This is a genomic window from Synechococcus sp. W55.2, from assembly GCF_047461635.1.
Classification (GTDB): Bacteria; Cyanobacteriota; Cyanobacteriia; order Thermostichales; family Thermostichaceae; genus Thermostichus.
Genome location: NZ_JANSHM010000079.1, coordinates 1 through 12,048, shown reverse-complemented (window position 1 = coordinate 12,048; position 12,048 = coordinate 1). Strand labels below are relative to the sequence as shown.

General features: G+C 57.6%; 15 protein-coding genes. 8 read left to right on the top strand and 7 right to left on the bottom strand.

Going from position 1 to position 12,048, the window contains the following annotated elements:
• Positions 1 to 123 precede the first annotated feature (123 nt).
• From NW828_RS12535 to NW828_RS12525, 3 genes are all read right to left on the bottom strand, one after another.
• Complete coding sequence (locus tag NW828_RS12535) at positions 124 to 435, bottom strand: hypothetical protein (protein ID WP_414331199.1); 312 nt, start codon at positions 433 to 435, stop codon at positions 124 to 126.
• A 182-nt stretch (positions 436 to 617) separates the two neighbouring features.
• Positions 618 to 905 (bottom strand): hypothetical protein, encoded by a 288-nt coding sequence (locus NW828_RS12530; RefSeq protein WP_414384205.1) that lies wholly within the window; start codon positions 903 to 905, stop codon positions 618 to 620.
• Between the two features lie 111 nt (positions 906 to 1,016).
• The gene (locus NW828_RS12525) at positions 1,017 to 1,337 is read right to left on the bottom strand and encodes a hypothetical protein (protein WP_041436713.1); all 321 of its coding nucleotides are present in this window, start codon (positions 1,335 to 1,337) and stop codon (positions 1,017 to 1,019) included.
• A 110-nt stretch (positions 1,338 to 1,447) separates the two neighbouring features.
• Here NW828_RS12525 and NW828_RS12520 point away from each other — a divergent pair, with 110 nt between their 5' ends.
• Positions 1,448 to 2,578: a geranylgeranyl reductase family protein gene (locus NW828_RS12520; protein WP_011433895.1), complete on the top strand. Its 1,131-nt coding sequence runs from the start codon at positions 1,448 to 1,450 to the stop codon at positions 2,576 to 2,578.
• Here the strand turns inward: NW828_RS12520 and NW828_RS12515 are convergent.
• The 3 genes from NW828_RS12515 to NW828_RS12505 form a co-directional block, all read right to left on the bottom strand.
• On the bottom strand, positions 2,555 to 3,067 hold the full coding sequence (locus NW828_RS12515; protein ID WP_414384203.1) for an ATP-binding protein: 513 nt from the start codon (positions 3,065 to 3,067) through the stop codon (positions 2,555 to 2,557). The genes NW828_RS12520 and NW828_RS12515 overlap by 24 nt on opposite strands.
• Before the next feature lie 120 nt (positions 3,068 to 3,187).
• On the bottom strand, positions 3,188 to 4,015 hold the full coding sequence (locus tag NW828_RS12510; RefSeq protein ID WP_414384202.1) for an OmpA family protein: 828 nt from the start codon (positions 4,013 to 4,015) through the stop codon (positions 3,188 to 3,190).
• A 151-nt stretch (positions 4,016 to 4,166) separates the two neighbouring features.
• Positions 4,167 to 4,826: an XRE family transcriptional regulator gene (locus NW828_RS12505; protein ID WP_414384200.1), complete on the bottom strand. Its 660-nt coding sequence runs from the start codon at positions 4,824 to 4,826 to the stop codon at positions 4,167 to 4,169.
• Positions 4,827 to 5,469: 643 nt separating this feature from the next.
• On the opposite strand from NW828_RS12505, the gene NW828_RS12500 reads away from it, so the two are divergent.
• From NW828_RS12500 to NW828_RS12475, 6 genes are all read left to right on the top strand, one after another.
• Entirely contained in the window at positions 5,470 to 5,718 is a 249-nt protein-coding gene (locus NW828_RS12500) for a hypothetical protein (protein WP_011433899.1), read from the top strand.
• 100 nt (positions 5,719 to 5,818) lie between these two features.
• A complete protein-coding gene (gene ndhC / locus NW828_RS12495; RefSeq protein ID WP_414331498.1) occupies positions 5,819 to 6,181 on the top strand; it encodes a photosynthetic/respiratory NAD(P)H-quinone oxidoreductase subunit C in 363 nt (120 codons plus the stop codon).
• Positions 6,172 to 6,912 carry an NADH dehydrogenase subunit K gene (locus NW828_RS12490; protein ID WP_414374115.1) on the top strand — a complete coding sequence of 247 codons (741 nt, stop codon included), beginning with the start codon at positions 6,172 to 6,174 and terminating at the stop codon, positions 6,910 to 6,912. The genes ndhC and NW828_RS12490 overlap by 10 nt, the downstream gene beginning before the upstream one ends.
• Before the next feature lies 1 nt (position 6,913).
• Positions 6,914 to 7,465: an NAD(P)H-quinone oxidoreductase subunit J gene (locus NW828_RS12485; protein ID WP_414358109.1), complete on the top strand. Its 552-nt coding sequence runs from the start codon at positions 6,914 to 6,916 to the stop codon at positions 7,463 to 7,465.
• A 47-nt stretch (positions 7,466 to 7,512) separates the two neighbouring features.
• A complete protein-coding gene (locus NW828_RS12480; RefSeq protein WP_414344869.1) occupies positions 7,513 to 7,686 on the top strand; it encodes a hypothetical protein in 174 nt (57 codons plus the stop codon).
• A 40-nt stretch (positions 7,687 to 7,726) separates the two neighbouring features.
• The gene (locus NW828_RS12475) at positions 7,727 to 8,953 is read left to right on the top strand and encodes a class I SAM-dependent methyltransferase (RefSeq protein ID WP_414384199.1); all 1,227 of its coding nucleotides are present in this window, start codon (positions 7,727 to 7,729) and stop codon (positions 8,951 to 8,953) included.
• 35 nt (positions 8,954 to 8,988) lie between these two features.
• Here NW828_RS12475 and NW828_RS12470 read toward each other — a convergent pair whose 3' ends face one another.
• Positions 8,989 to 9,684 (bottom strand): hypothetical protein, encoded by a 696-nt coding sequence (locus tag NW828_RS12470; RefSeq protein ID WP_414384198.1) that lies wholly within the window; start codon positions 9,682 to 9,684, stop codon positions 8,989 to 8,991.
• Positions 9,685 to 10,463: 779 nt separating this feature from the next.
• Here NW828_RS12470 and NW828_RS12465 point away from each other — a divergent pair.
• Complete coding sequence (locus tag NW828_RS12465) at positions 10,464 to 11,966, top strand: glycoside hydrolase family 3 protein (RefSeq protein WP_414384197.1); 1,503 nt, start codon at positions 10,464 to 10,466, stop codon at positions 11,964 to 11,966.
• Positions 11,967 to 12,048: the final 82 nt, after the last annotated feature.

The window sequence follows — 12,048 nt, the reverse complement described above, 5'->3', positions numbered from 1 at the left end:
TTGGAAACAAACAGAATGCTATCGCTGCATAGTTGAACAGTGATGTTCAGCAGTGTTCAGCGTAAATGTATCAGACGTCACCTCCTATTGGGGTTTCGTAAGTTTTTCAGAGGGGTGTAGTCCTCAATCCAAATAGGCGCTCAACTCCTGCTCCAATGTAGGCAGTTGCACCTCTCCCTGCTCCAGCTCTTCCAAATCTTCCAGTTGCTTGCGCAAACGGGCGATCCGCTCTTGCAGGCACTCTTTGATGCCTTTGGCCCCCAAACTGAGACAACTGCGGCAGACTTCCCCGTAGATTTGCCCGCGGTCGTTATAGACCACCGCCAGCAACACTTGGTGCCCTTTTTTCTGGATGGGGTTGGCCCATCCCCCACAGATAATGCAGGGCACTCGGCCATTGCCCCCGTAAATGCTGCGTTCCCAGACGATTCTCACGCTCAGCCTCAATGCAACTTGTTGCCCACCAGCATAAAAACCCAGGGGGATCCCTTGCCACCCCAAGATGCCGCGTTCCTTCCCTTCCCATTGCGGTGAAACGGTTTGCTGGTTAAATGCCTGCCCCCCTCTCCCCCTGGGAGAGGGGCTTGGGGGTGGAGGCCAAAAAGGGATCCCAGTGGCTAGGTGCTGGGCCGGGCAGGTTGGGAGCGGTCGATGGTGCGATAGGTAAGGCTGGCAGCCACCTCCAGAGCTTTGGCGGCGTCGCGGAAATAAAACCCCAACTCCTCATCCTTCTCCGTGCGGTTGGGCTTGTTGAACTTGGCCTTGAACTGCACGTTGCAATACATGGCCAACCCCACCAGAACCTCTGACAGGCCGTGCTGGTTGATCAGCCGTTCCACATCCGTAAGCAGGCTTTTGATCAGAGCATCGGCTACCGGTTCTGGCAAACTGTCCAGGTCGTGCATGGGGGCTCCTCAACCAACGAGAGCAAACAAGCCAACGGGTCTGGGATCCCGAAGGCAACCTCTCCTGATTTTCCTGCATCTTTTCCAGAATGCCCAATCCCCTTGCCAACGCTACCACCACTGCCGCAGCCAGCCCCACAGGCCCGGATAACGAATGGAGCGCTCCCGGGCCGCTTGTTCCAGATGATGGGCGTGGTCTTGGCTGCCGGGATCCCGCAGACGATTCAGGCGCATCAAATAGGCATAGCGGTGGATCTGTTCTCGCAACTGAACTGGGGGAAGGGCAAAGCACTCTGGGCAAATAGGGCCGAGATTCAGACCCCTATCGTTGAAAAGGCAACGAACTCGCTTCCCGCCCGCAAAACGCTTTCCGCAGGCGGCACAGTAGCAAGCTGAGGGCTGGTTGGCAAGGCGCTGCCAGCGAATTCGCATGGTCTTCCCGACAAAAAGGCAAGCAACGTGCAGGCAATTCGCTGTAGCCATAATAGGCTAGAAGCTGGTGAGCAGAACCCAGGATGGGGGGGCCTGGAGTATCGAAAACCATGCCGCAACTCTACGACTGTGTCATCGTCGGCGCCGGCCCTGCTGGAGGATCTGCCGCCTACCATCTGGCCAAGCGGGGACGCTCGGTGCTGGTTCTGGAAAAGGATCCCTTGCCCCGCTACAAACCCTGTGGGGGCGGCGTTTCTCCTATGGTGGCGGCTTGGTTTGACTTCGACTTTGGCCCCGCCATTTCCCTCAAGATCCGGCAAATCCGCTACACCTGGCGCGGCGGCGATCCGGTGGTGGTCGATTTGGATTTGAAAGAGCCCGTTTGGATGGTGCGGCGGGATGTTTTCGACCACTACCTGATTCAGCAAGCGCAAAAGCAAGGGGCAGCGCTCCAGGCAGAATGCCCTGTCTCTGGCCTCGAGTGGCAAAGCGACCGCTGGCAAGTGATGACAACCGCCGGCCCGGTCTGGGGTCGGTACGTGATCGGGGCCGATGGGGCAAAAGGCTCAATGGCCAAGTGGCTGGGCTTTCAGGAACGCCGCCGTCGCTTGGCTGCCGCCTTGGAAGCAGAAGTGCCTCTCCTGCAGCCGCAAACTGCAGCCGCCCATTTTGACTTCGGCGCCGTCAGCAATGGCTACATTTGGAACTTCCCCAAGGCTGATGGCTACTCGATTGGAGCCGGCACCTTTCGGGGTGGAGAAAAACAAAACCTGCGGGAAATTGCCGCCCAATATGCCCAAAGCTTTGGCGTAGACTTGAAGTCGGTCAAGCCATTTGGCCATCCCATCTGCCTCTGGGACGAAGATCAACCGCTTCACACCCAAAATGCCCTCTTGGTGGGAGATGCCGCCTGCGTTATCGATCCGTTTACCGCTGAAGGGATCCGCCCTTCCCTTCTCACCGGCATGTTGGCGGCCCAGGCCATCGATCAAGCTCTAGGCGGGGATACAGAAGCTCTGGCGAACTACTCTGCCCGCGTCCAGCAGGAATGGGGCTCAGAAATGCGCTGGGCTAAGCGGATTGCGGCGTTGTTCTATCGCTTTCCGGGCGTGGGCTACAGGGTGGGCGTCAAACGACCGGGAGCCACTCGGCGCATGGGCCAGATCTTGGCCGGTGAACTGCGCTACAGCGATGTGGCCAGCTCAGCTATTCGCAAGTTAAGCGGTGGTCTGCTCGCCTAAGCCCGGCACCGACAGACGCGGGCGAGATCCAGGATCGTCGAAGCGCTTGCCGATCAACAGACAGTTGCGACCATCGGCCTGGCGGGTGTAGCTCAAGTGGGTAGAGAGAGCTTTCATCAGCAAAATACCCCGTCCCCCCTCGGACTCAAGATTGGCGTTGGGCGATGTGGGATCCGACACGTTCCGGGCAAATCCCTCCAGATCAAACTCCTGCCCCTGATCCCAGATGCGCAACTCCAGCCCTTGCGGCATCAGCAGCAGCTCAATGTCGATGGGCGTACTTTCCGGCAGAGCGCGGTGGGCGTGGCGAACGGCGTTGGTAAACCCCTCTACCAAAGCCAACTGACATTCCGCCCAAATGGGATCCGGGATGCCCGCATTTCGGAAAGACTCAAACCAGGTCAAAACCTGGTCAAGCGCGTCCAGGGTTGTGTCAACCCTCAGCGCAAACGTTTGCCTCTTGTCCAGAGGGATCCCTGCCGCGTTCAAAACCGAACCCCAACGATGAGGATTGAACTCAAGCCCATCAATCCTGGCCGGATTGACCCTACCAGATTCTAGACCAGAGCCCTGCTAGAACGTGTCATCCCCCACTTTGGGGGGGTGCAGCTAGGGAGCGATGACCAAATCCACACGGCGGTTCCGCTGCCGTCCGGCTTCTGTGTCGTTATCGGCCACCGGCAAGGTGGGGCCAAAGCCAGAGGTTGTCCAACTGATGGGATGGCCTTCCGGCAGCAGCTTCGTCAAATAGTCCTTAACCGCATTGGCGCGGCGCAGAGAAAGGGCCAAGTTGTAGTTTAAGGGCCCGATGTTATCGGTGTGGCCGTTGACTTGAACGCGGGCGCCGGGCATAGCTTCCAAGGACTTGGCCACCTGGGCCAACAGCGAGGCTGCTTCAGGTCGAATCTCGGCTTTGTCAAAATCGAACAGCAAATCGCCCGGCAGGCTGATGGTTTGGGTTCCCACCTGAAAAGAGGTCGGCGTTTTGGTCGGGGCTGGGGTGCTTTCTTCTCCTGGGACGATCTCGGCAGCAGTGGAAGATTCCCTGATAGGCTCAGGGCCTGTTTGAGAACGCAGCCGTTGCAGCCGCGACTCCAATTCCTCAATTCTGATCAAGAGCTGGATCACCTGCTGGCGGATTTCCCGGATCTCCCCTTCCAGATCCGTGGGGCTCTCGTGATTTTCCTCTGGATCTGCATTTGGATCTGCATTGGCTGTTGGGCTTGCCACCGGAAGATTGGCCTGGGGCGGGGCCAAGGTGGGCAGGATCGGTGGTGTGGGAGAAGCGGGTTGAGTGGGAGAGATGTTGGTCTCCGGCTGGGGCTGAGGTTGGGCCTGCTGGGGAAGCACCATCCCAACCCAGATCCCGCTGCTGACCAAGAGGATCCCGCTTAGGGAATGGAGAGCGACTGTTAGGAGCTGGGACGAACGAGCCATTGCAGGCAAACCTCCGGCTGGATGGGCGCAGGCAAGGAGCAGGAACTCCTCTCAACTCAACCCTCAAGACCCATCCTAACCGGCGACCCGATCTCGCCAAGGGGATTCTCGGTCGGTCAGGCTGCCACTTCCCGCCATCTGCTGCCAGAGGCTAATCAAAACTGATGCGACCTCGATAACGTCCTATGAGGGTTAGGCCGTTGATGGGATCCGCCAAATCCGCCACAAAAGGGGGAAAGCGGGGATTGTCGCTGATCACCTTCACCTGGGATCCGGGCAGGCGCTGCAGTCGTTTGACCAACAGATCCCCATCCATCTGAAAGACGTAAATGCCTTCACAGCCCAGGTCTCCACCCTCTTGCCGTTCCACAAAGATCCAGTCGCCATCCTCCAACGTGGGAGACATGCTATCCCCCTGCACCCGAATCAGACTTAGATCGGCAGGGTTTCCCTTCAAGTGCGTCCGCAGCCAGTTTCGCTCAAAAGCAATCACCGATTCGATCGATTCTTCCCGCACCAACGCCCCCGCTCCGGCAGAGGCGGCCACATCGACAAAAGGCACATACACATACTCTGCTTTCGAGTCGGGATGCAACTGCGGGGATCCCTCCCCTGTAATCAGCCAACTGAGGTTGACTTGGCCCACTTGGGCAATTTTCACGGCCTTGTCAATGCCGGGCACGGATCCCTTCAGGTAGCTGCGCAAGGCAGTATCGCTAATTCCGGCCCGTCGCCCAAACGCATAAACGGCTTCATCGCCGATCACCTGTCGTAAGCGGTCTGCAAAAGAAGAACCAGAGGAGATGGACATCGGCTTAACGCTGCAGGTTGTGTATAGGCAGATTTTTCACCACTATATCTTGACAAGTCAACAACCGGTGCAGCCATTTGGGGAGAATCTTCAACCTGAGCTGACCAAGCGGCAGAAGGGAAATCTCACTTATTGTTAGCAGGCTGGCTGGGGAATCCTACTGGCGCTACCGTGGTTTTGGGTTGTGTTCACAGCGGGTCAGCAGCGGGCTGGCACAGCTTACTCTACCCAAAAAGGTGCACGTGGGATCTTCACCAAGTGCTGGGGTAAGCTACCCTGTCTGTTGAACTTATTCCGGCAGTCTGTCTGGGTGAAAGATGGTAAACTACCCGACTCAGACCGCTAAAGCAATACGGAGCGGGCTTTTAGTAGCCCTGCAGTTAGTAAACTAACCACGGACCTCTGGGCTGGTTTACGACAACCCCAATCGACCGTTACCAGTGCCCTAAAAAGCCGTTTCTGGTGTCCGCATTATTATTATAACATAAAACAAATAAAGTCACGCATTCCTCCCAACACTGACTTTATGAGTACAGTGCGGGGCTCCTGCGATTTCTAGCTGAGATATCGGCATTAGCGGCCCAAAAGGTTCGATTCCCAGATTGCCTCTGGGTCTACTTCAAGCTGTTCTGCCTCAATCCCTATGGTTTCCTCTGACCTCAAGCGCTGGCTGGATAACTTCCTGATTGCCGTTGTCTTTCTGGTGTTCGCCGGGTTTGTCTGGTTTGTCTTTTCCGTAACCGGGGCTTTTCTTGGGATCCCACTGGGCTACAAACTTTGGATGCGGCTCTGGCTGCCTTTGTTTCAGCCGGCTTTGGGGATCCTGATGGCCGGGGCGGTGGTGAGCGGAGTGTGGGGTTGGCTGGAAAAACGCCGCTCCCAACAATCATGATCATCAATAGAACTGAAGATCCGGTGGCGCAGGGGAGCCACAGACTGGCTCTATACTGGAAACGTATCTAAATGTTGAGCAACTGAGGCGGTCTGGCGTCGTGTTTGTTCTGTCCGGCTACGAGTATTTGCTGGTTTTCCTGATCCTCTGCTCTCTGCTGCCGGTTTTGGCTCTGGGGGCTTCTGCACTCTTGGCGCCAAAGCGGCGGGGATCCCTGCGGCGCAGCACTTACGAGTCGGGCATGGAGCCGTTTGGGCAAGCCTGGATCCAGTTCAACATTCGCTACTACATGTTCGCACTGGTCTTCGTCATTTTCGATGTAGAGACGGTGTTCCTCTATCCCTGGGCAGTGGCGTTTCACCGCTTGGGGCTGTTGGCCTTTGTGGAGGCCCTGATTTTCATCGCCATCCTTGTGGTGGGTCTTGTGTACGCCTGGAGAAAAGGAGCATTGGAATGGTCATGATGTCTGAGAAATCGCAAGTCTTGTTTCCGGGGGCTGCCCCCCAGGTGACTACCGACCTCTCCAACAACGTCGTTCTGACGACGGTGAACGACCTGTACAACTGGGCTAAGATGTCCAGCCTCTGGCCGCTGCTCTACGGCACTGCCTGTTGCTTCATCGAGTTTGCTGCCATGCTGGGATCCCGCTTTGACTTCGACCGCTTTGGCCTGTTGCCTCGTTCTTCGCCACGCACCGCTGATTTGATCATCACGGCGGGCACGGTCACCATGAAGATGGCTCCGGCGTTGGTCAAGCTCTACCAGCAAATGGCTGAGCCGAAGTACGTGATCGCCATGGGGGCTTGCACCATCAGCGGTGGCATGTTCAGCTCCGATTCCTACACGGCAGTGCGGGGGGTGGACAAGCTGATCCCGGTGGATGTGTACATTCCTGGCTGCCCTCCTCGTCCAGAGGCAATCATGGATGCCATTGTCAAGCTGCGCAAGAAGATCGCTGCAGAAGACATGCGGGAGCGGGGCCGTCTGCAACAAACCCACCGCTACTACACGGTCAAGCATAACCTTAAGCCTGTGCCGGAGATCATCACCGGCAAGTATCTGGAGAGCGAGACCCGCCAAGCTCCTCCGCCGGAACTGGCTGCTGCCATCGGCCTGCCGGTGCCCCCGGCTTTGCAAACTGCCGACTTTAAGCAGGCGGAACAGCAGCTCAAAGCCTTGCGAGGAGGGATGTGAGATGGCAGAGGAAAATGCCCGAGAAAAGCAAGCGCCGCCAGCGGTAGGCGAGCAGTCGGAACCCTTGGTGACGTTGGAGCGGGGCCCGGTTTCCCAGTTTCTGGCCGACAACGGCTTCGAGCACCAGTATTTGGGGAGAGACGCAGCGGGGGTAGAGCTGTTGGAGGTGGAGCGGGACTTTCTTCTGCCCCTGTGTACCGCCCTCTATGCCTACGGCTTTAACTACCTGGAGTGCCAGTGCGGGTATGACCTGGGGGCAGGGCAGCCACTGGTCAGCCTTTACCACCTGATCAAGCTGTCAGACGGGGCGGATCGCCCTCAGGAGGTGCGGCTCCAGGTAAAGTTGCCTCGCCACGATCCACGGCTGCCTTCCGTATACTGGATTTGGAAGTCGGCGGATTGGCAGGAACGGGAAACCTACGACATGTACGGCATTGTTTTCGAGGGACACCCGAACCTGAAGCGGATTTTAATGCCGGAAGACTGGATAGGTTGGCCCCTGCGCAAGGACTACATCACGCCTGACTTCTATGAGCTGCAGGATGCCTACTGATTGAGGATCCCTGACTCTGTGAGCAGCGTTGAATAGGATGGGTTGAGATGTGGCCTTTTTTGCTCTTGGCAATCTACGCAGGAGGAGTTTGGTACTCGGCCCGCAAGGCGGATCGCATCTATTCGGGCTCCGGGAAGTGGGTGGTATCGGCCCTCTGGCCTGTGTTGTTGGTCTCGAACCGTCAGTTTCGCCAAAATTGGCGTCGTCCCCTGAACAAGTAAGTTTGAGTTGAGTAAGTCTGGATCCCTGGAATCCTCACCTGTGCTCGCTCCTGAGCAACACCCGCGCAACCCAAGCTTTCCTTTGTCATCACCCCAGGCCACGCAGAAGTTGCAGGAGTTGATCGGCAGCCGCATTCGCGCTCAAGGGCCGGTGACCTTTGCCCAGTTTATGGAGTGGGCTCTCTACGAGCCGGGGTTGGGCTATTACGAGCGGGGATCCCCGGTTGGCCCCGACTACCTCACCTCTCCCCACCTGGCGGCGGACTTTGCCCAACTGTTGGCAGAGCAGATCCTTCAGTTCTGGCACATTTTGGGATCCCCCCCTGACTTCAAGGTGATCGAGATGGGGGCGGGCAGCGGTCGCCTGGCCCAGGATTGGCTGACCTACGTGCGCTCCGCTAACCCCCCTTTTTGGCAGGCACTGGAATATGGGATCCTGGAGCGTTCTGCCCACCTGCGGCGGCTCCAACAGGAGCGATTGGCTCCTTTTGGGGAGAAGGTGCGCTGGTTGGATTGGGACGGGATCCCGGATGAGTCGGTCACAGGCTGTTTCTTCTCCAATGAGCTGGTGGATGCTTTTCCGGTGCATCGGGTGCAGGTACAGGATGGGGCTTTGCGGGAAATCTATGTCGATTGCAGCGAGGCTGCAGAAGCCGACTTCCGCGAAGTGCTGGGGGATCTGTCCACCCCTGAGCTGAGGGAGTATTTTGCCCGCTTGGGGATCCCTGTAGAAACCTATCCGTCGGGCTACCAAACCGAGGTGAACCTGAAAGCCTTGGAGTGGCTGCAGCTCCTGGCCCGTAAGCTGCGGCGAGGCTACGTGCTCACCATCGATTATGGCCACACCGCCCAGCGCTACTACAGCCCCCACCGCGCCCAAGGTACGCTCCTGGCCTATCGACAGCACGGCAGCTACACGGATCCCTATGTTCGGGTGGGATCCCAGGATCTCACCGCTCATGTGGACTTTACGACCCTAGAGCAGGTGGGAGAATCTCTGGGGCTAAGATGCCTGGGGTTCACCCGGCAGAGCAACTTTTTGGTCAACCTGGGATTGACCGAGCGGCTGGCTGCCCTCAGCCAAATGGGGAACCCGGTTGATGGCGAAGCTGTGGATGTGGGCCAGGTTTTGCGGCGGCGACATGCTCTTCACGCGCTGCTGGATCCCATGGGGTTGGGGGGCTTTGGAGTATTGGTGCAGGCTAAGGGCCTGACCCCCTCAGAATATGCTCATCCTCTGCGGGGCTTTGGCGAGCCAGAGCTGTGAACCGTTTCGGTGCTATTGGGATGGGATGTCTGCCCCTACCGGCTACCGTTGCCTTCCATCGATGCCAGTTCTGCCATTGCTCTGGCGCTATCTTCCAGGTTGTCGATTCGCTCCTCGAGGGTTGCAAAGACTTCGTCATATTTGTCGGCCCATGCAATGTCGGCGGCAGCTTTGGTCGTGCGGGCCAAGTTGAGAGATACGTCTGGAGATCCTTTTTTGGGAACGGATGGCCGTTCCGCGAAGTTGCCAGCAGCTGTTGAGGGATCAGCCTGGGTTAGGCGGGCAATATCTTGCTTGAGGAGATTCTGTTTTGATTGGAGTTGTTCCACCTTGGCTATGCCCTCCTTAAGGGACTGAATGAGTTTCTGTTTCTTGGCTTGTAAATCTCCAATCGAGGCTTTCAGACTTTGCTCTTCTGCGCGTAACTGAGGAAGTCGTTCTTCTTGAGATTGGATCTGGATCTCTGTTTCAAAATGAAGCTGAGGAGTTTGAGCTTGCGAACGAGCCTCATCATAAGGTTGGGCAGCAGCCACCCCCTTCTGCTGGACTTTTGCCCAATCTTCAAGGGCAGCACGCAGGTTGGCCAGTTCGCTTTGCAGTTGCTGTAGGTCTGAAGGAGTGATTTCGTTTTGCTTCTGTCGATTTTCGAGGTGCTGCAGAAGCTGGATTTTGGCTTTGGCCTCGCTTCCAGATAGAGCAGAAGCCACATAGCCCGTCATCCCCGTGGCCAAACCTGCTGCTCCTGCCTGCCACAGGGATCCTCCCGCCCCAAGGCCGCCAATAGCCACCGTAACTCCGGCCAACGCGGGAAAGGCAGTTATCCAAAGCTGGCGGCAGGAGAAAGGCAACATCATCGACCCCAGGGTGGAAGAGGAGATTGTCTTGAAGATTGTTTTGACCATAGGTAATGTTTGGGTAGGTTTTCTCTCACTCACAACTCCTCTTTTTTTAAGGAGAAAGGGGAGCTAGAACCAACACAAAGAACAAAGAACGCCTTAGAGACAATTTTACTGCACTATTTCACTGCACTTCATCACTGCACTTCAAGATGACTCTGGTGTACTGCTGAGGTTACAGTTCTTTACGCCATCCCTCCAGTATGGCCACAACTACAAGTCAATCGCCACTCTAAACCTGCAAGAGCCACTTCAGCTAGAAATCGCAGGAGCCCCGCACTGTACCCGTAGGGTCGGTGTCGGGAGGAATGCTATAATAATACTGCGGACACCAGAAACGGTTGTTTAAGGCACTGGTAACGGTCGATTGGGGGTGCTGTAAACCACCCCAGAGGCTCGTGGTTGGCTTGCTAACTGCAGGGCTACTAAAAGCCCGCTCCGTACCGCCTAGCGGTTGGTGTCGGGTAGTTTACGCTCATCCTGACCGGCTTTCTTGGCAGCGACGCCCAAGGACATCTGCTTTGACATGCTCGATAGGACTCCGTCCCGCTGACGCGAAAGGACCCCGTCCCGCTGCCGCAGTGGATCCCAGGGCTTGGAGCCTTGAGGAGAAAGTGGGGCAACTGTTTCTGGTTTATTTTGAGGGAGCTGAGTTTTCCTCCGCTCTCGAGGAGATGATCCGGGACTACCACGTGGGCGGGCTGATCTTCTATTCGATTGCCGGCAACATTCAAACGTTGCCTCAGGTGGCCCAGCTCATTGCCGCGGCTCAGGCACAAGCCCTTGTCCCCCTGTGGATAGCCATTGATCAAGAGGGGGGGCCGGTGGTGCGCCTTACCGAGGGGGTGACGGTGTTCCCCAGCGCCATGGCAGTGGCAGCAGCGGGATCCCTGGCAAAGGCGGAAGCTATGGCCCGTGCGGTGGGAACGGAGCTGAAAAGTTTGGGGTTTAACCTCAACTTCGCCCCTGTTGTGGACGTGAACAGCAACCCCCACAACCCCATCATCGGCATCCGAGCCTTTGGGTCAGACCCGAAACAGGTGACAGATTACGGCCTCGCCCTGTGGCGCGGCTATCGGCAAGCCGGGATCCTCTGTACGCCCAAACATTTTCCCGGCCATGGGGACACCGATATGGATTCCCACCTGGGGTTGCCGCGGGTGGATCGCCCTCTGGAGGCGCTACAGACCATGGAATTGCGCCCGTTTCAGGCTTTGATCCGGGCAGGGGCAGAGGCGATGATGACGGCGCATGTAGTGATGCCGGCTCTGGGATCCGTGCGACCGGCAACGCTGGCCCCTGAGGTGGTGTCGGGCTGGCTGCGGCAGAAGCTGGGTTTCAAGGGTCTTGTCCTGACGGATTCCCTGACCATGGGGGCCATTGCCCGCACCTACGGCATTCCCGAAGCGGCAGAACTGGCCTTTAGGGCAGGAGCCGATGTGCTGGTGTTTGGGGCAGATCCCGGCTTTACCCCGGCCATCCAAAAAGAAGCCTATGCCCATCTGCTGCGGGAGTTCCGTGCCGGTCGTTTGTCGGTTGAGCAGTTGGATCGGTCAGTGGAGCGAATTTTGACCTTGAAGCGGCGCTACGGATTGGGATCCCCCTGCCCCCCTTTCCCCCCTGCCGGCTTGGAAAACCACCGGGCACTGGCCCGCCAAATCGCCCAAGACAGCATCACCCTAGTACGGGGATCCCTGCCTCCCTTGGCCCCTGACCCGCTGCTTATCACCCCTGTACCTTTGTTGGGGGAGCTGCTGCAAAAAGCCTGTCCCGCTGCCCAAGTGTTCTCCATCCCTCTGGATCCCACCCCCGAACAGCAGCGGATTGCCCAAGAAGGGGCTCAAAGGGCTGCGCAGGTGCTGGTGGGATCCCTGGAGACGTGGCGGCATCCGGCGCAGAGGTTGCTGCTGGGATCCCTTCCGCCGGAAAAGGTGATTGGGTTGGCCTTGGGATCCCCCTACGACGCCTTTGCCCTGCCCCAGATCCCGGTCTATTTGGCCTGCTACGGCACTACCCCCGTCTCTCTACAGGCGTTGCTGCAGGTGTTGTTGGGACAGATCCCGGCCCAGGGTCGCTTGCCGGTTGGATCCCACTTGGAGGGATCCTGGTCGCGTTAGCGGAGCTGATACATTTACGCTGAACACTGCTGAACATCACTGTTCAACTATGCAGCGATAGCATTCTGTTTGTTTCCAACCA

Excerpts from the sequence above, each read along its gene's own strand:
- NW828_RS12525 (WP_041436713.1), bottom strand. The coding sequence starts at position 1,337 with ATGCGAATTCGCTGGCAGCGCCTTGCCAACCAGCCCTCAGCTTGCTAC.
- NW828_RS12510 (WP_414384202.1), bottom strand. The coding sequence starts at position 4,015 with ATGGCTCGTTCGTCCCAGCTCCTAACAGTCGCTCTCCATTCCCTAAGC.
- NW828_RS12500 (WP_011433899.1), top strand. The coding sequence starts at position 5,470 with ATGGTTTCCTCTGACCTCAAGCGCTGGCTGGATAACTTCCTGATTGCC.
- NW828_RS12480 (WP_414344869.1), top strand. The coding sequence starts at position 7,513 with ATGTGGCCTTTTTTGCTCTTGGCAATCTACGCAGGAGGAGTTTGGTAC.
- NW828_RS12490 (WP_414374115.1), top strand. The coding sequence starts at position 6,172 with ATGGTCATGATGTCTGAGAAATCGCAAGTCTTGTTTCCGGGGGCTGCC.
- NW828_RS12530 (WP_414384205.1), bottom strand. The coding sequence starts at position 905 with ATGCACGACCTGGACAGTTTGCCAGAACCGGTAGCCGATGCTCTGATC.
- NW828_RS12485 (WP_414358109.1), top strand. The coding sequence starts at position 6,914 with ATGGCAGAGGAAAATGCCCGAGAAAAGCAAGCGCCGCCAGCGGTAGGC.
- NW828_RS12505 (WP_414384200.1), bottom strand. The coding sequence starts at position 4,826 with ATGTCCATCTCCTCTGGTTCTTCTTTTGCAGACCGCTTACGACAGGTG.
- NW828_RS12520 (WP_011433895.1), top strand. The coding sequence starts at position 1,448 with ATGCCGCAACTCTACGACTGTGTCATCGTCGGCGCCGGCCCTGCTGGA.